The 15,907-nt window shown below is 65.8% G+C and carries 13 protein-coding genes and 5 tRNA genes; 9 read left to right on the plus strand and 9 right to left on the minus strand.

Annotation, left to right across the window (positions count from 1 at the left end; genetic code table 11):
• Positions 1-16: 16 nt before the first annotated feature.
• From AC1PLA_RS05505 to AC1PLA_RS05535, 7 genes are all read right to left on the minus strand, one after another.
• Positions 17-559: a phosphatase PAP2 family protein gene (locus tag AC1PLA_RS05505; RefSeq protein WP_024938413.1), complete on the minus strand. Its 543-nt coding sequence runs from the start codon at positions 557-559 to the stop codon at positions 17-19.
• Positions 540-1,676, minus strand: a complete 1,137-nt coding sequence (locus AC1PLA_RS05510) for a glycosyltransferase family 4 protein (RefSeq protein ID WP_481105731.1) — start codon at positions 1,674-1,676, stop codon at positions 540-542. The genes AC1PLA_RS05505 and AC1PLA_RS05510 overlap by 20 nt, the downstream gene beginning before the upstream one ends.
• Before the next feature lie 216 nt (positions 1,677-1,892).
• A complete protein-coding gene (ppx, locus tag AC1PLA_RS05515) occupies positions 1,893-3,413 on the minus strand; it encodes an exopolyphosphatase (protein WP_026064255.1) in 1,521 nt (506 codons plus the stop codon).
• A 62-nt stretch (positions 3,414-3,475) separates the two neighbouring features.
• A complete protein-coding gene (gene ppk1 / locus AC1PLA_RS05520; RefSeq protein ID WP_104590471.1) occupies positions 3,476-5,578 on the minus strand; it encodes a polyphosphate kinase 1 in 2,103 nt (700 codons plus the stop codon).
• A gap of 122 nt (positions 5,579-5,700) precedes the next feature.
• Positions 5,701-7,029 carry a phosphate regulon sensor histidine kinase PhoR gene (gene phoR, locus AC1PLA_RS05525; RefSeq protein ID WP_039523856.1) on the minus strand — a complete coding sequence of 443 codons (1,329 nt, stop codon included), beginning with the start codon at positions 7,027-7,029 and terminating at the stop codon, positions 5,701-5,703.
• 76 nt (positions 7,030-7,105) lie between these two features.
• The gene (phoB, locus tag AC1PLA_RS05530) at positions 7,106-7,795 is read right to left on the minus strand and encodes a phosphate regulon transcriptional regulator PhoB (RefSeq protein WP_002806631.1); all 690 of its coding nucleotides are present in this window, start codon (positions 7,793-7,795) and stop codon (positions 7,106-7,108) included.
• A gap of 174 nt (positions 7,796-7,969) precedes the next feature.
• Complete coding sequence (locus AC1PLA_RS05535; RefSeq protein WP_166764178.1) at positions 7,970-9,616, minus strand: M48 family metalloprotease; 1,647 nt, start codon at positions 9,614-9,616, stop codon at positions 7,970-7,972.
• A gap of 148 nt (positions 9,617-9,764) precedes the next feature.
• Between AC1PLA_RS05535 and grxC the strand changes: the two genes are divergently transcribed.
• From grxC to AC1PLA_RS05550, 3 genes are all read left to right on the plus strand, one after another.
• The gene (grxC, locus tag AC1PLA_RS05540; RefSeq protein WP_016902239.1) at positions 9,765-10,073 is read left to right on the plus strand and encodes a glutaredoxin 3; all 309 of its coding nucleotides are present in this window, start codon (positions 9,765-9,767) and stop codon (positions 10,071-10,073) included.
• Positions 10,070-10,465: a carboxymuconolactone decarboxylase family protein gene (locus tag AC1PLA_RS05545; protein ID WP_039523858.1), complete on the plus strand. Its 396-nt coding sequence runs from the start codon at positions 10,070-10,072 to the stop codon at positions 10,463-10,465. The genes grxC and AC1PLA_RS05545 overlap by 4 nt, the downstream gene beginning before the upstream one ends.
• A 358-nt stretch (positions 10,466-10,823) precedes the next feature.
• Positions 10,824-11,831 (plus strand): isocitrate dehydrogenase, encoded by a 1,008-nt coding sequence (locus AC1PLA_RS05550; protein ID WP_005998180.1) that lies wholly within the window; start codon positions 10,824-10,826, stop codon positions 11,829-11,831.
• 117 nt (positions 11,832-11,948) lie between these two features.
• Here the strand turns inward: AC1PLA_RS05550 and AC1PLA_RS05555 are convergent, their stop codons facing one another.
• Positions 11,949-12,710, minus strand: coding sequence for a Bax inhibitor-1/YccA family protein (locus tag AC1PLA_RS05555; protein WP_039523860.1), 762 nt, complete (start codon positions 12,708-12,710; stop codon positions 11,949-11,951).
• Positions 12,711-12,862: 152 nt separating this feature from the next.
• On the opposite strand from AC1PLA_RS05555, the gene AC1PLA_RS05560 reads away from it, so the two are divergent.
• The 5 genes from AC1PLA_RS05560 (at position 12,863) to AC1PLA_RS05580 (ending at position 13,986) form a co-directional block, all read left to right on the plus strand.
• Positions 12,863-12,939 (plus strand) — tRNA-Pro (locus AC1PLA_RS05560).
• A 42-nt stretch (positions 12,940-12,981) separates the two neighbouring features.
• Positions 12,982-13,058 (plus strand) — tRNA-Arg (locus tag AC1PLA_RS05565).
• A gap of 31 nt (positions 13,059-13,089) precedes the next feature.
• Positions 13,090-13,166, plus strand: a tRNA-His gene (locus AC1PLA_RS05570).
• 84 nt (positions 13,167-13,250) lie between these two features.
• Positions 13,251-13,326: transfer RNA gene (locus AC1PLA_RS05575), tRNA-Lys, on the plus strand.
• A 201-nt stretch (positions 13,327-13,527) separates the two neighbouring features.
• Positions 13,528-13,986, plus strand: coding sequence for a hypothetical protein (locus AC1PLA_RS05580; RefSeq protein ID WP_481105732.1), 459 nt, complete (start codon positions 13,528-13,530; stop codon positions 13,984-13,986).
• A 125-nt stretch (positions 13,987-14,111) separates the two neighbouring features.
• Here AC1PLA_RS05580 and AC1PLA_RS05585 read toward each other — a convergent pair whose 3' ends face one another.
• Positions 14,112-15,407 carry a sensor histidine kinase gene (locus AC1PLA_RS05585; RefSeq protein ID WP_481105733.1) on the minus strand — a complete coding sequence of 432 codons (1,296 nt, stop codon included), beginning with the start codon at positions 15,405-15,407 and terminating at the stop codon, positions 14,112-14,114.
• 274 nt (positions 15,408-15,681) lie between these two features.
• Here AC1PLA_RS05585 and AC1PLA_RS05590 point away from each other — a divergent pair.
• A tRNA-Leu gene (locus tag AC1PLA_RS05590) sits at positions 15,682-15,766 on the plus strand.
• Positions 15,767-15,907: the final 141 nt, after the last annotated feature.

Raw genomic sequence — 15,907 nt, forward strand, 5'->3', positions numbered from 1 at the left:
TGACAGAGCTCAATCCTCAGCCGAGCAACACCGGCAATCCCCACAGCGACAGGCTGGCCAGCAGCACGCCGATCGCGGTGGCAGCGAGTACGTCGCTGGGATAGTGCAGGCCCAGCACCACGCGCGACAGCGCCACGCCGGCCGAGAACGGCACCAGCAGGGGCGCCAGCCACGGGTAGTACGCCAGTGCCACGATGCTGAAGGACACCGCATGCAAGGTGTGGCCGGACGGAAAACTGAACTCGTCCAGCGGCGCCACCCAGGCGCGGATGCGCACGTCGGCCGCGTACGGGCGTGGCCGACGCGTCCAGCGCTTGAGTGATTTGTACAAGGTCAGCGCGAGCACGCCGGTGGCGGCCATGTGCGCAGATGCACGCACGCCGTCCATGCCGTCGAGCAGCACCAGCAAGCCCATCAGGCTGTACCAGAACACCCCATCGCCGAGCCTGCTGATGGTGGCGAATGCGCGCCGCACCGGGTGGCGCCGGCACCAGTGGTTGGCGCGCCGGCACCAGCGCGCTTCGTGACCGCGCAGAAGTTCAAGCCGCGTTGCCGACATAACGCCCCCGTGCCGCAGTGATGCCCATCAGCAAGGCCTCGAAGTCGGAGACCACGTTGTCCGGATGCAGTTTCTTCATCGCCTGTGCGGCCGCCGCACCCAGGCGCTGGCGCATCGCATCGTCGTCGGTGAGTGCGACGGCCGCCTGGATGAACGCCTCCTCGTTCTCCACTGCCGCACCACTGTGGCCGCTGCGCAGATACTCGCGTGCGGCGCCGTAGTCGAAGGCCACGGTGGCCACACCACTGGCCATCGCCTCCAGGGTCACATTGCCGAAGGTCTCGCTGCGGCTGGGGAACAGGAACAGATCGCCGCTGGCGAAGTGGCGCGCCAGCGCCTCGCCGCGCTGGATGCCGCAGAAGATGAAGTCCGGATTTTCGTGCGCGATCCTTTCGCGTGCCGGGCCATCGCCCACCCAGACGAAGCGCGCCTTCGGGCGGATCTGCTGCAGCTTGCGGAACGCGCGAATCGCCAATGGCAGATTCTTTTCGTTGGCGATGCGTCCGACATAGATCGCGGCGAAGCCTTCGCCCTCGATGCCCCATTCGGCACGCAAGGCCGGATCGCGGCGGGCCGGATCGAACTGCTGGCTGTCTACCGCGCGTGCCAGCAACTGCACGCGCTGGAAGCCGCCGTCGCGCAGGAACTGCTGCAGCTCGCGCGTGGGTACCAGGGTCGCCTCGGCCTGATTGTGGAAGCGGCGCATCCAGCGCAGCGCAGTGCCCTGCAGCCAGGCGGCACCGTAGTCGGGCAGGTACTCGTCAAAGCGGGTATGGAAGCCGGTGGCGACCGGAATGCCGAGCCGGCGTGACGCACGCATTGCCGACCAGCCCAGGGGGCCTTCCGTGGCCACATAGACCGCATCCGGTTGCGTGATTTGCCAATGACGAACGAGGCGTTGGGTTGCCGGCAATCCGAATTTCAGTCCCGGGTAGCGCGGCAGCGACGCGCCGCGCACCAGCAGGGCGGTGGCCGCATCGGTATCGCCGCTCTGTCGTGGACGCACCACGTCCACCTGGTGTCCGCGTGCGCGCAGGCCGGTTTCCAGCCCGTGCACGGTCAGTGCAACACCGTTGACTTCGGGGGGATAGGTTTCGGTAACGATCGCGTAGCGCATACCCGTTCTCCGGTTTTCGCTAGCTTCCGGGAGGGCGATGGCATGGATGTTGCGCGTATAAGTCGCGGCGGTGACAAGTGCGACGGGATTAGGAATTCGGGATTGGAGATTCGCAAAAGCGATCTTCGCGCATCTGGGCGAGTACGCAATACATCACGTGCCGCGGTCAACGAATCCCGAATCCCAAATCCCAAATCCCGCCTGAGGCCACAGGCCTCAGGTCACAAACGGTTTGAACGCGATCCCCAGCCCGGCCATGCTTTCGACTTCGCCGATCAGGTCGGCGCGCAGCAGCGGGCGCGAGTCGATCCAGCTTTGCGACAGGATCAATGACAGGCGGGTGTCATCGGCGGTGAGTTCCAGGGTCGGAATCGGGTCCGATTCGTGTGCGCGATGCAGCAGTACCGCCAGCCGCAGCAGCGCGGCCTTGCGCCGGGTCGGCAGCAGCAGGCGGTCCGGCAGCGCATCGAACGCGGTCTTGGGCACGTTGCGGCGGTGCGTGCGCACCAGCGATGCCAGCACCTGCTGCTCCTGGCGCGAGAAACCGGCGATGTCCGAGTGCTCCAGAATGTAGCTGCCGTGCACGTGGTACTGGCTGTGCGCGATGATCAGGCCCAGCTCGTGCAGGCGCGCAGCGCGGCGCAACACCTGCGCGTCGTCGCCATCCAGCTGCCAGGATTCGCAGACCTGGTCGAACAGGCGGCAGGCCGTGGCTTCCACGCGCTGCGCCTGCACTTCGTCGATGCCGTAGCGTTGCACCAGCGAGGCCACCGAGCTGTCGCGCGGGTCGTTCTCGCCGCCGCGGCCGAGCATGTCGTAGAGGATGCCTTCGCGCATCGCCGCCTTGCTGACCATCAGCTTCTCCAGCCCCAGGGCCTGGAACGCCGCTTCCAGCACCAGGATGCCGCCAGCGATGATCGGCCGGCGTTCGGCGGCCAGGCCGGGCAACTGGATGTCTTCGATGCGCTTGGCCTTGAGCAATTCATCGCGCAGCGCCGGCAGCGCCTCGGCGGTGATTGCGCCCTTGGTGAGCTTCATCGCCGCACAGATCTCGCCGATGGCCTTGTGCGTGCCGGACGAGCCGATCGCCTCGTGCCAGCCCAGCGCCTTGTACTGATTGGCGAACTGCTGGAACTCGGCGCCGATCTCGGTCAGCGCATCCTTCCATTTCTTCTTCGACAGCTTGCCGCCAGGAAAGAAGCGGCGCGTGCTGGCGATGCAACCGGCCTGCAGCGATTCGCGTTCCAGGGTCTGGAACCCGCGGCCGATGATGAACTCGGTCGAGCCGCCGCCGATGTCGATCACCAGCCGGCGTTGATCGGGCTTGGGTGGTTGCGCATGCGCAACCCCGAGATAGATCAGGCGCGCTTCCTCGCGTCCGCTGACCACTTCGATCGCATGCCCGAGCGCGGTTTCGGCCGGCATCAGGAACGCCTGCGGCGAGCGCAGCTGACGCACCGTGTTGGTGGCCAGCGCACGTACGCGCAGCGACGGCACTTCCCGGATGCGCTGGCCAAAGCGCGCCAGGCATTCGAGCGCACGCTGGCGCGCTTCGTTGGAGATGCCACCCTTGCCATCCAGGCCGTCGGCCATGCGCACGGTTTCGCGCAGGCGATCGACCACGCGCAGCTGACCCATCAGGTAGCGCGCAATGACCATGTGGAAGCTGTTGGATCCTAAGTCGATGGCGGCGAGGAAATCGCCATCGCGCAGGGGCGGGATCGTGGGGGAGGGCATTGGCATGGGCGCATGGTAGCCGATGGGCCGTTGGCCCCGTGAGGGGCCAAGCCCGCGCAGTTTCAGATCCGCTCGAGCAAGGTCATCTGCGCCGAATGGGCAGGCTCGCCAGGGCCGGGTATGCGCTTGTGATAGACACCGTCAGCATCCAGTTCCCAGGCGTTGACGTTGTCGTCCAGGTAGTTCTGCAGCACTTCGCGGTAGACGCGCTTGGCCAGATCCGGGTCCAGGATCGGGAAGCAGGTCTCTACGCGCCGCAGCAGGTTGCGCTCCAGCCAATCGGCGCTGGCGCAGTACAACTCTGCCGCGCCATCGTTGCCGAACCAGTACACGCGGCTATGTTCCAGAAAACGCCCCACGATCGAGCGCACGCGGATATTGTCCGACACGCCGGGGACGCCCGGGCGCAGCGTGCAGGCGCCGCGCACGATCAGGTCGATCTGCACGCCGGCTTGCGAGGCGGTGTAGAGCGCACGCACGACCTGCGGCTCGTTGAGGGCATTCATCTTGGCGATGATGCGGCCCGGGCGGCCATTGCGGGCCAGCCGCGTTTCGCGCTCGATCCGCTTCAACACGCCGGCGTGCAGGGTGAAGGGCGACTGCAGCAACTGCTCCAGCTTCATGCGCGGGGCCAGCCCGGACAATTGCTGGAACAGCATGTGCACATCGTTGCCGATTTCCACATCCGCGGTGATCAGGCTGATGTCGGTGTACAGGCGTGCGGTGCCGCTGTGGTAATTGCCGGTGCCCAGATGCACATAGCGTTTGAGCTTGCGTCCCTCGCGGCGCACGATCAGCAGCATCTTGGCGTGCGTCTTGAAGCCGACCACGCCGTACACCACCTGCACACCGGCTTCCTGCAGCTTGTCGGCCAGGCCCAGGTTTGCCTCTTCGTCGAAGCGCGCGCGCAGCTCCACCACCACGGTGACGTCCTTGCCGTTGCGCGCGGCCAGGATCAGCGCATCGACGATCAGCGAGTCCTTGCCGGTGCGGTACAGCGTCTGCTTGATCGCCAGCACGTTCGGGTCGACCGCGGCCTGGCGGATCACGTCCAGCACCGCAGTGAACGCATCGAAGGGGTGATGCAGCAGCACATCGCCCTTGCTGACGATCTCGAAGATGCCGTCGTTGTCGCGCAGGGTGCGCGGATTGAACAACGGATACTTCAGTTCGGGGCGCTGCACCAGATCGTAGACCTGGGTGACGCGGCTCAGGTTGACCGGCCCGACGATGCGGTACACCGCGTTTTCGTTCAGGCCGAAGTTCTGCAGCAGGGTGCGCATGATCGGCGCCGGGCAGTCGTGCGCGATCTCCAGGCGCACCGCCGGGCGATAGCCACGGGTGACCAGCTCGTCACGCAAGGCCAGCGCCAGGTTCTCGACTTCTTCCTCGTCCACCACCAGCTCGGAGTTGCGGGTGACACGGAACTGATACGAGCCCTTGACCTGCATGCCGGGGAACAGCTCGTCGACGAACTCGGACAGCACCGAGGACAGGAATACGAAGCTCTGCGCGCCCTCCGGCGACAGGCTCGCCGGCAGCTGGATGATGCGCGGCAACGAGCGCGGCGCACGCACGATGGCCAGATGACCGGCGCGCCCGAATGCGTCCTGGCCCTCCAGCACCACCACGATGTTCAAGGTCTTGTTGAGGATCTTCGGAAACGGATGCGCTGGGTCCAGCCCCAGCGGCGACAGCACCGGCATGATCTCGTTGCGGAAGTACGCCCGCAGCCAGCGCTTCTGACGCGAGGTCCAGGCCGTGCGGCTGAGCACGGCCACGCCGGCATCTTCCATCGCCGGGCGCAGCACTTCATTCCATGCGTGGTACTGCTGTTCGACCAGCTTGGCGGCGCGGTCGTGGACTGCGTTGAGGATGGCGGTCGGGCTCAGGCCATCCGGCGCCGGCGGCAAGCCGAACTCCTGCGCATGCCGCACGGTGGCGGCGCGGATCTCGAAGAATTCATCCAGGTTGGTGCAGGAAATGCACAGGAACCGCAGCCGTTCCAGCAATGGCACCTGCTCGTCCAACGCCTGTGCCAGCACCCGGAAATTGAAGTCCAGTTGCGACAGTTCCCGGTTGATGTACAGCGCCGGATCGCGCAACGGATCGGTGGCGATGTCCTCGGAAGGTGTGACGTCGTGCAGTTCTTTGGCGTGGCCCATTGGAATCGGTCATCAAGACGGAGATGGTGTGCGGCGTGGCAGCGCGCCTGGGGCAGCGCAGGCAATGTAGCGCGTCGTGCGCGCGTGCATCGCACCGCGGTGCGGCGCGCACCTCTTACATATCACGCCGAACGTGACAGTGGCAGGGACTGATCGCGCTGCACGACGCGCGCAGCGACAAAATGGCATGAGAATTCGCTCCCGCGTCCGACTTCGCTTTCGATTTCCAGACGCGCCTGGTGCAGTCCCAGGATGTGCTTGACGATCGACAGCCCAAGCCCGGTGCCGCCGCTCTCGCGCGAGCGGCTGCTGGAGACGCGGTAGAAGCGCTCGGTGATGCGCGGCAGATGCGAGGCGGGGATGCCGTAGCCGGTGTCGCGCACTGCCAGGGCCGCGCCATCGCCCTCGCGCACGAAGCGGATCGTCACCGTGCCGCCGCCGGGCGTGTAGCGCACCGCGTTGGTGACCAGGTTGGAGAAGGCGCTATGCAGTTCCTTGTTGGAGCCGAGCAGGTCCACGCCGGCCTCGTCGAACACTTCCACGGTGTGGCGGCCCTGGCTGTGCGCTTCGGCCTCGCGCCGCAACGTCGACAGCATCGGCGCCATCGCCACGTGTTCCTCGCCGAGTTCTTCCTGCGATTCCAGCCGCGACAGCGTCAGCAGGTCTTCGACCAGCTGCGCCATGCGCTGCGACTGCTTGCGCATCTCGGCCAGCATCGGGCCCGAATCGGGAAAGTCTTCCGGGTCGAGCATGTCCAGATAGCCGTGCACCACCGTCAATGGCGTACGCAACTCGTGCGAGACGTTGGCCACGAAGTCGCGGCGCACCTGCTCCAGCCGCAGCAGCTTGCTGACATCGCGCGCCACCAGCAGCCAGTAATCGTCGGAGTAGGGGATCAGACGCAGATTCAGGCGCAGGTCCGGATCCACCGGCGAGGCGGCGTCGAGCATGGGCTCGGCATTGCGGCCGGCGGCCAGCCAGTGCGCCAGCGGCAACGGCTGCAACCGCTCCACCACCGACACGCCCATATCGCCCGGATGATGCAGCCCCAGCAGTCCGCCCGCGGCCCGGTTGAACCACTGCACGCGCTGGCTGTTGCGATCCACCACCACCACCGCATCCGGCAGTGCCTGCGCGGCGGCGCGGTAGGTACGCAGCATCTCGATCAGGCGGCGCTTGCGCGCGCGCATTTCGGCCTGGCTGCGATAGAGCAGGCGATCCAGCTCGTTCCAGGCGCCGATCCCGGCGGCGGGCTCGGCACGCTGGCGCGCGGTCAGGCGCTGCAGCACCTGGCGCAACCGCCAGTAATGCCAGGCCAGCACCCCCAGCGCGGTCAGCGTCAACGCCATCCACACATGCTCGATCAGCACGCCGACCAGCACGGCAGCGCCCAGCAACAGCGCGAGAGTGCCGAGCGTCTTGAGCCAGGCGGAACGGATATGTTGAGGCATGGAAGGCGTTACCACGGAGCGTCAGTAGGCGTGCGAGCCGGCCGGCCTGCAGGGCCGACCGGCTGTGCGGCAACCACTAGGTTGCCGAAGAGAAACGGTAGCCCGAGCCACGCACGGTCTGCACCATGTTTTCCAGGCCGAACGGTTCCAGCGTCTTGCGCAGGCGGCGGATGTGCACGTCGATGGTGCGCTCTTCCACATACACGCTGCCGCCCCAGACATGATCCAGCAGCTGGGTGCGGGTATACACGCGCTCGGGATGTGTCATGAAAAAGTGCAGCAGGCGGTATTCGGTCGGGCCGATCGGCACCGGCGCATCGCCGGCGAACACCCGGTGCGCGGCGCCGTCGATGCGCAGGCGGCCCACGGCCACGCTGCCGTCCTCGTCGTCCTCGCGGGTGCGGCGCATCACCGCGCGGATGCGCGCCAGCAACTCGCGCGCCGAGAACGGCTTGACCACGTAATCGTCGACCCCGGCTTCCAGGCCACCGACGCGGTCGTTCTCTTCGCCGCGTGCGGTCAGCATGATGATCGGAATCTCGCGGGTCAGCTGTTCCTTGCGCCAGCGCCGTGCCAGATCCAGCCCGCTGGTGCCTGGCAGCATCCAGTCCAGCAGGATCAGGTCCGGCACGCGGTCGGCGATGGCGGTCTGCGCCTCGCGGGCATCGCCGGCATGGATGGGTTCGAACTCGCCTTTGCGCAGCGCGAACGCCACCATGTCGCGAATCGCGGGTTCGTCATCGACGATCAGAATGCGTTTTTGCACGCGGGGCTTACCGTCTGGCTTTAGGTTGATCGCCAGTAGACTACGGTTTTGTGACTCTAATGTGACATGCCTGAGGGCTGCCGCCGTGGTCAAAGCGGCCTGTGCCACTGGCAGGCGCGGTGCTGAACTCGTCGACACACGCCCGAATGACCGCTGCGCCAACCGTCACATGCGCTAGCGCGTCGACAGATCCGGGTCGCGGATGCCTTGCCGGCGCAGCTCCAGCACGGTCGGCGTGATCGCCGCGATGCGTGCATCCACCCGCGCCCGTGTCACATAGTCGAGATCTTTCTTCTTCAGCGCTTCCAACTGGATCAGCGCCTGTTCCGGGCGTCCGTTCAAGTACGCAGCTTCGGCATAGGCCTCGCTGGCGCGCAGATGGTCGCCGGACAGCTCGCAGGCGCGTGCGTAGGTCTGCTGCAACAGGGGATCTTCGCTGCTGCGATGCAGGAGCGGCTCCAGCACCTGGCGCGCGCGCTGGCCGGACTCCTTGCTGGCCTGCTCGTTGAGTGCGCCGGCATAGGTCAGCGCCACCGCGCGGTTGTTCGGCAGCTGCTTGAGCAGCGCGTCGAAACGCGCATTGGCCACCTCGCGCTGGCCCACCCGCGCCTGCGCCTCGCTCAGCCCCAAGGACAGCCACAGGTTATCCGGGTGCGCTTCCAGCAGGCTGGTCAGTTCGGCCACCGGCTCGCCGGGCCGGCCGCCGCTGTTGCGCAGGCGCGCCAGCGCCAGCCCGTAGCGCTGCGCGTCGGTCAGGCCGTGCTTGGCACTGCGGCGCAGGGTCTCGTATTCGCGGATGGCCGCATCCGGCGTGGTGGCGCTGAGCACGCGCAGGCGTTCCTTGGCCCAGTCGAAGTTCTGCTGATCGCCGCTGCGGCTCAGCGCATCCACCGGCAGCCGCAGCGCATACGGCAGCAGTGCGTTGCCGTTGCGGCTCAGCGGTTCGGACAGCGACGGGTCGGCCGGGTCCACCCGTTCCTGGCGCGTGCCGCCCGGCACCGAGGTGGTCAGCACCACGGTGTTCTTCTTCATCTGCTCGGCGCGCGCCTTGGCCTCGCTGATGCGGGTGACCGTGACCGGGTGGGTCTGCAGAAAGTCCGGCGCGCTGTAGCCGCCCTCGTTGGCACGCATCGCCACCGACATGCGCTCGAAGAAGCCGGCCATTGCATCCACGTCGTAGCCGCTGCGCACCAGCGTGCGGATGCCCAGCCGGTCGGCCTCGGATTCGTTGGAGCGGGTGTAGTCGATCTGGCGCTGCTGCATCAGCCCCATCGCACTGGTGATGCCGGCCATGGTGGCATCGCCCTTGGAATTGCCGCCGGCCTGTTGCGCGGCGACCACCGCCGCCAGCATGCCGAGCAGGATCGGGATCTGGTCGCGCTGCGCCCGTTCCACCCCGCGCAGCACATGCTGCTGGGTGACGTGGGCGATTTCGTGCGACAGCACCGCGGCCACCTCGTCCTCGCGCTCGGCGGTCAATACCAGCCCGGCATTGACCGCGATGTAGCCGCCCAACGTGGCGAAGGCATTGATCTGGCGGTCGCGCAGCATGAAAAACGTAAACGGCTGCTGCGGTTGGTCGCTGTTGGCGCCGAGCCGGGTGCCCATGGTCTGCAGCCAGTCGGTGATCAGCGGGTCGTCCAGCACATAGTCGTAATTGCGCAACTCGGCCAGCATCATCTTGCCGTACTCGGCCTGGCGCGCCGGGGTCAGCAACTCGCCGGCAGACGAGCCGATGTCGGGCAGGCGGTTTTCCTGCGCGGGTGCCACCCCCATGGCAACGGCCAGCGTGAGGGCGGTGGCGAGCGGTAGCAGGCGCAAGTGGAACTCCCAGGTGGTGCGCGGAGCATGCGGGCAGCACGGCGCGATGGCGTGAATCATCGGTTAATCCACAGTGTTGCGGTGACGACATGGAAATTCCAGTCGCCCGGTACCATTGTCAGACCTCAGACCAACCACGGAGTTTCCCGTGAGCCAAGATACCAATGTGCAGGATGCGGCCAGCGGCCCGCAGATCACCCTGTATTCCTCCGCGATCTGCCCGTACTGCGTGGCGGCCAAGAACTTCCTCAAGAGCAAGGGCCGGACCTGGACCGAGGTGCGCATCGACCTGGACCCGGCCGAGCGCAACAAGATGGTCGCGCTGGCCAAGCGCACCAGCGTGCCGCAGATCTTTGTCGGTGACGTCCATGTGGGCGGCTACGACGACATGATGGCGATGCACCGGGCCGGCAAGCTCGAGCCCTTGCTGGCCGGCAACACAGGCGGCCAGGCATGAGCGAGACCGGCGGCGGCAGCGACGACCGGCTGCGCGAGTTCACCGAATTCCGCCAGCGCATGAACCAGCGCATCCTGGCCGAGCCGAACCAGGTGGTGCGCCGGTTCTTCGCGCTGGACACCCAGACCTACCAGGCCGGCGCGCTGGATGTGAAGACCAAGGAACTGCTCGGCCTGGTCGCCTCGATGGTGCTGCGCTGCGACGACTGCATCAGCTATCACGTCGCCCAGTGCAAGGAGGCCGGCGTGACCCGCGAGGAATTCTTCGAAACCTTCTCGGTCGGCCTGGTGGTCGGCGGCTCCATCGTCATCCCACATCTGCGGCGCGCGGTGGACTTCCTGGACCAGCTCGAAGGCGGCGCCCCGGCACCGGAGCAGCACGCGCACGGGTGATTGGTACGGGAGTGGGGGAGTGGTGAGTCGGGATTCGTAACGGTGGGCGAGGGCGCGTGCCGCCTGTTCTCGGCGGCGTGGCCTTCGCGGTCCGATTTCGGCACCGGCCGCTGGCTAGGGGCAGGTGCTTTCAGGGCATCTGCACTGAAGTTGTGCATGCATGCGCTGGTAAGCGCGGCTGTTTCTGCCGCCATTCGCTGCGCCGAATGGTCGCCGTGTGCAGCTGGGGGCTCTTAGACCAAGGTCGGTTTGGGCGCCTTCACCGGCATCGGGCATAATTGCCTGTGAAACCTCCTTGCGCCGCTCTGCCGGGTATTGCGGCTGGCGCTCCCCCCTTCAAGTTCGGAAACCCAACGTTATGACGCAGACAATCACGGTCATCCGCGGCGACGGTATTGGCCCGGAGATCATGGATGCCACGCTGTTCGTGCTCGACGCGCTGCAGGCTGGCCTGACCTACGAGTACGCCGACGCTGGCCTGGTCGCGCTGGAAAAGCACGGCGATCTGCTGCCCGAGTCCACCCTGGCCTCGATCACCAAGAACAAGGTGGCCCTGAAAAGCCCGCTGACCACCCCGGTCGGCGAGGGCTTCAGTTCGATAAACGTCGCCATGCGTCGCAAGTTCGACCTGTACGCCAACGTGCGTCCGGCCAAGTCGTTCCCCAACACCAAGTCGCGTTTCGCCGATGGCGTGGACCTAATCACGGTGCGTGAGAACACCGAAGGCGCCTACCTGAGCGAAGGCCAGACCGTGTCCGAGGACGGCGAGACCGCGTTCTCCGGCGCCCGCGTCACCCGCAAGGGCTCCGAGCGCATCGTGCGCTACGCCTTTGACCTGGCGCGCGCTACCGGCCGCAAGAAGGTCACCGCGGTGCACAAGGCCAACATCATCAAGTCGACCTCGGGCCTGTTCCTGAAGGTGGCGCGCGATGTGGCCACGCAGTACCCGGAAATCGAATTCCAGGAAATGATCGTCGACAACACCTGCATGCAGCTGGTGATGCGTCCTGAGCAGTTCGACATCATTGTGACCACCAACCTGTTCGGCGACATCATCTCCGACCTGTGCGCCGGTCTGGTCGGCGGCCTGGGCCTGGCCCCGGGCGCCAACATCGGTGTGGACGCGGCGATCTTCGAGGCCGTGCACGGCTCGGCGCCGGACATCGCAGGGCAGGGCAAGGCCAACCCGTGCGCGCTGCTGCTGGGTGCCGCGCAGATGCTGGACCACATCGGTCAGCCGCAGAACGCCGAGCGCCTGCGCGAAGCGATCGTGGCCACCCTGGAAGCCAAGGATTCGCTGACCCCCGACCTGGGCGGCACCGGCAACACCATGGGCTTCGCCAAGGCCATCGCCAGCCGCCTCTGAGCGACACGGCGACAGCAAAAAAGAAAGGGCGCCCAGGCGCCCTTTTTTTTGCGTTGAGTCCAGGGATTGGGTGGAATCGCTCTTACGAATCTCCAGTCCCGACGCTCGATTCCCCGCTCAATTCCGCGACTGCAGCTTCGACAGCAAGCGCAGGAACTCGATGTACAGCCACACCAGCGTCACCATCAGGCCGAACGCGCCATACCACTCCATGTGCTTGGGAGCGCCCTGTTCGACACCGCTTTCGATGAAGTCGAAGTCCAGCACCAGGTTCAGTGCAGCCACCACCACCACGAACAGGCTGAAGCCAATGCCGATCAGGCCAGAGTCGTGGATGAAGGGGATGCGCACGCCGAACAGGCCCAGCACGATGGTCGCCAGATACACCAGCGCAATGCCGCCGGTGGCTGCCACCACGCCCAGCTTGAAGTTCTCGGTGGCCTTGATCATGCCGCTGCGATAGGCAAACAGCAGCGCGAACATGGTGCCGAAGGTCAGCAGGACCGCCTGGAACACGATGCCGTTGAAACGCGCCTCGTAGACTGCCGAGATCGAGCCCAGGAAGAAGCCTTCCACCAGCGCGTACAGCGGCGCAGTGACCGGGGCCCAGGTCGGCTTGAAGCTGGTCGCCAGCGCGAACACCAGCCCGCCGATCGCGCCGGCGATCATGTACAGCCGCGCGGCAGGCAACGGAGCGCCATCGGCCCCGATCGACTGCGACCAGGCGAAGGCGGCGGTGACCACCGCCATCAGCAACAGCAGGCCGGTCTTGTTGACGGTGCCGTTGAGCGTCATCGCCTGACCATCGCGGGTGACTACCGAGCCGGAACCGAGGTCGAGGAAGGTGGATTCCCGAAGGGCGGGATTGCCGCTACGCATGCGTGTTCTCCATGAAATGTAGATGCCTGCCGACTTGGCGAGCGATGCCGCGAGGATACCGGATCGTCCGATTTACACAGAGTGATTGACAGCAAGGCCAATCATTCCCAAAATAGCCGACCTTTCCAGCCTTCGGGATTGAAAGGTCCCGCCGGGGTATAGCGCAGTCTGGTAGCGCGCCTGCTTTGGGAGCAGGATGTCGGGGGTTCGAATCCCTCTACCCCGACCATTCCGAGCTCTTGACGGCGTGGGAATGCGAAGTTCGGTCCGGGCGCCCGTAGCTCAACCGGATAGAGCACCGGCCTTCTAAGCCGGCGGTTACAGGTTCGAGTCCTGTCGGGCGCGCCATCGGCGGTGCGGTAGGAAGTAGGTTTCAGTGGTGGCTGTAGCTCAGCTGGTTAGAGTACTGGATTGTGATTCCAGATGTCGGGGGTTCGAGTCCCCTCAGCCACCCCACTGATTGCAGGAAAAGTTGGACCCGATGCATCGCGGGGTGTTGCAACCAAGCAAAAACGCGCATACAATGTGCGACCAGTTTCAGGGCCGTTAGCTCAGTTGGTAGAGCAGTTGACTCTTAATCAATAGGTCCAAGGTTCGAATCCTTGACGGCCCACCAAACAAAAGCACTTAGGCATCCGCCTAGGTGCTTTTCTTTTTGTGCTGAGGAAAAGATGACGCAGGGAATCGATTGCAGCTTCGCTGTCGTCTCGGTCGGCGGCCGCGGCAACGCAGTGCCGATCTCGGCTCGGCGCGATGTCTGGCCGGCGTCAGGTGCGCAATCGCCACCGGTCGTCGCCGCCCGGCCGAGCGAGCGCACATGAGGTCTGAGGTGTCCGGAGCAGTGCGGCATTCGATCCTGGGCCAGGTTGGCGTGTTCGCGATCGTCGGTCCTCCGCTCGGCGGGCTGCTGGGCCTGGCGCAATTGACCCGTTTCGACCTACAGACCGCGTTGTTGATCGTTGCCTGGTCCTACGGCCTGGTGTTGCCGGTGATTGCCTGCGCCGCGGCGGGATGGCTGTGCGCGCGCATCTGCGCCTGGTGGTATCGCCGGCGCCGGCCCAACCTGCTGGTCCACGTTGGCATCGGTGCGTTGAGCGGTCTGCTCTCGGCCGGGGTGATCGTGCTGCTGCTGGCGATCATCGGCGGCTGGTCGATGATGTCTGATCGCGCAGTGATGCTGACGCTGCTGCAATGTGGGCTGGCGGCAGGTGGCGCCTGCGCCGTGTTTGTCTGGCTGATGTGGTCGCGCCTGGCAGTGTCGCCTCGCGCCGGGTGACGGGCCGCCAGGCAACGTCCATCAGCATGCGCAGCAAGAGGTTCTTTGCTGCACTGGATGGCGCTGACGACCTTGATGCGGTGCGCTACGCCTGATCGGCGACGGGCAACTGCAGCCGTGGTCGCTTACGGCGATGCGGCGGGCGCCGGCGCCGCGCTCTGCTGCATGCGTGGGAACGCCAGCGTAAAGCACGCGCCCTGGCCGGGCGCCGATGTCACTTCCACAAAGCCACCTGCCTGACGGACCGCGCTGTACACCTGCGCCAACCCCAGGCCCGCGCCTTTGTCGGCATCCTTGGTGGTGAAATACGCTTCGAACAGGTGCGCCTGCACGTGCGCATCCATGCCATGCCCGTTGTCGGCCACGGCGATGGTGACGTAGTGCCCGGCCGGCCTGGCCAGGTTGGCCTGTTCTTCAGCGACCACGGCGTCGCCGGTCTCCACGCAAATGACGCCGCCACCCTGGCAGGCATCGCGGGAGTTGATCACCAGGTTCAAGATGGCGCGTTCCACCGTGTGGCGGTCGACCATTGCGCAGCATCCACCTTCGGCGGTGCGCAGCTGCAATTGCAGATCCGCGCCGATCACCTGTTCGAGCAAGGGGCCGAGCTGTTCGGTCAAGGCAGCCAGGTCCACCGATTCCGGGCTGTACGGATACTGCCGCGAAAACCCGACCAGGCGCTGTGCCATGACCGAGCCATGTTGAAGCGCCGCATCGGCCACGCTCAACAGCTTGGTGTCGTGCGCGTCGATCCTGGCGCGCTGTACCACCAGCTCGATGGCCGAGGTTGCCGCCTGCAGCACGTTGTTCAGATCGTGCACCACGCCGGCCAGCAGTTGTCCCACCGCCTCGCCCTTTTGCGCCTGCTCGGAAATCTTTTCGGCAGCGCTCTGTGCGGCGCGCGCAATGTCCAGATCGCCTTCGATGCGCTCTTGCAGGTCGCGCAGGCTGTGCAGTTCGCTCGACAGCGAATGTTCGCGCGCTTGCGCCAGTCGCAGCACACCACTGGAAAATGCGCGCTCTGCGGTCAGGGTTGAATCCAGTGTGCGAAAGGCGGTCTCCAGCGCCCGGCGGTCGGAGATGTTCCTGCTCACCGCCAGGATCGCTTCGACCTTGCCAAGTGCATCGAACAGCGGGCTGGTGACGACCTGCCAGATCTGGCGCACGCCAACGAAGTTCACGCTGGCGGCCTCGAATTCCTGGATCGAACCGGCGCGAGAGCCGGCGATTGCCGCATCCACCAGCTCGGCCGCCTCCGGCGGCCACAGGTCGCGCCAGGGCCGCGCGATCAGCTGATCCTGGTGGCTGGCGCGCAGTTCGGTCAGGCCATTGATGTTGATGGCCGTAATCCGCCCGTCGAGGTCGATCTCCTTGATGCAGTCGCGGGACAGCGCCACGGTCTGCCGATAGCGATCTCTCATCGCGATAACTGCCTCTCACTGGTGTTAACGGAATTTTAGCGAATGCCAGCTTTACCCAGCGCTAGCGGGCGGAAGCAAGGTACGCCAGTGCGCGCCGAGTTGCATGATGAATGTGTTTATCGTCGGCGCGTCGGACTCAGGGTCGGCCGCGCTCGCGCTGTCCGTGCAGGCGCGCAGGGTGCAGGCCGTGGGCGACATTCAGCGGCGTAGTTGCTCCCGCGATGCTTTTTCTTTCCCGGCATCCCTGCAACAATGGCCGGGCAGGAGCAGCATCGCGAAAGTGGCGGAATTGGTAGACGCACCAGATTTAGGTTCTGACGCCGCAAGGCGTGGGGGTTCGAGTCCCCCCTTTCGCACCAATGCAGTGCGGCCGTGCGTGTTCCGGCCGCTTCCCGCCGCAGGCCTGGGGTCTTTCCATTGCGCGGCGCAGTGACGCGTATTCCGCTGGCAGCGGCCGCCGTTATCGGCGAAACTACAAGGCTCGGCGGCTTTCTCGCCAT

It is taken from the genome of Xanthomonas sp. NCPPB 1826, assembly GCF_056725285.1.

Bases quoted from the DNA above. Each gene is read 5' to 3' on its own strand.
- AC1PLA_RS05505 (WP_024938413.1), bottom strand. From the start codon at position 559: ATGTCGGCAACGCGGCTTGAACTTCTGCGCGGTCACGAAGCGCGCTGG.
- AC1PLA_RS05510 (WP_481105731.1), bottom strand. From the start codon at position 1,676: ATGCGCTACGCGATCGTTACCGAAACCTATCCCCCCGAAGTCAACGGT.
- ppx (WP_026064255.1), bottom strand. From the start codon at position 3,413: ATGCCCTCCCCCACGATCCCGCCCCTGCGCGATGGCGATTTCCTCGCC.
- ppk1 (WP_104590471.1), bottom strand. From the start codon at position 5,578: ATGGGCCACGCCAAAGAACTGCACGACGTCACACCTTCCGAGGACATC.
- phoR (WP_039523856.1), bottom strand. From the start codon at position 7,029: ATGCCTCAACATATCCGTTCCGCCTGGCTCAAGACGCTCGGCACTCTC.
- AC1PLA_RS05545 (WP_039523858.1), top strand. From the start codon at position 10,070: ATGAGCGAGACCGGCGGCGGCAGCGACGACCGGCTGCGCGAGTTCACC.
- AC1PLA_RS05550 (WP_005998180.1), top strand. From the start codon at position 10,824: ATGACGCAGACAATCACGGTCATCCGCGGCGACGGTATTGGCCCGGAG.
- AC1PLA_RS05555 (WP_039523860.1), bottom strand. From the start codon at position 12,710: ATGCGTAGCGGCAATCCCGCCCTTCGGGAATCCACCTTCCTCGACCTC.
- AC1PLA_RS05580 (WP_481105732.1), top strand. From the start codon at position 13,528: ATGAGGTCTGAGGTGTCCGGAGCAGTGCGGCATTCGATCCTGGGCCAG.
- AC1PLA_RS05585 (WP_481105733.1), bottom strand. From the start codon at position 15,407: ATGAGAGATCGCTATCGGCAGACCGTGGCGCTGTCCCGCGACTGCATC.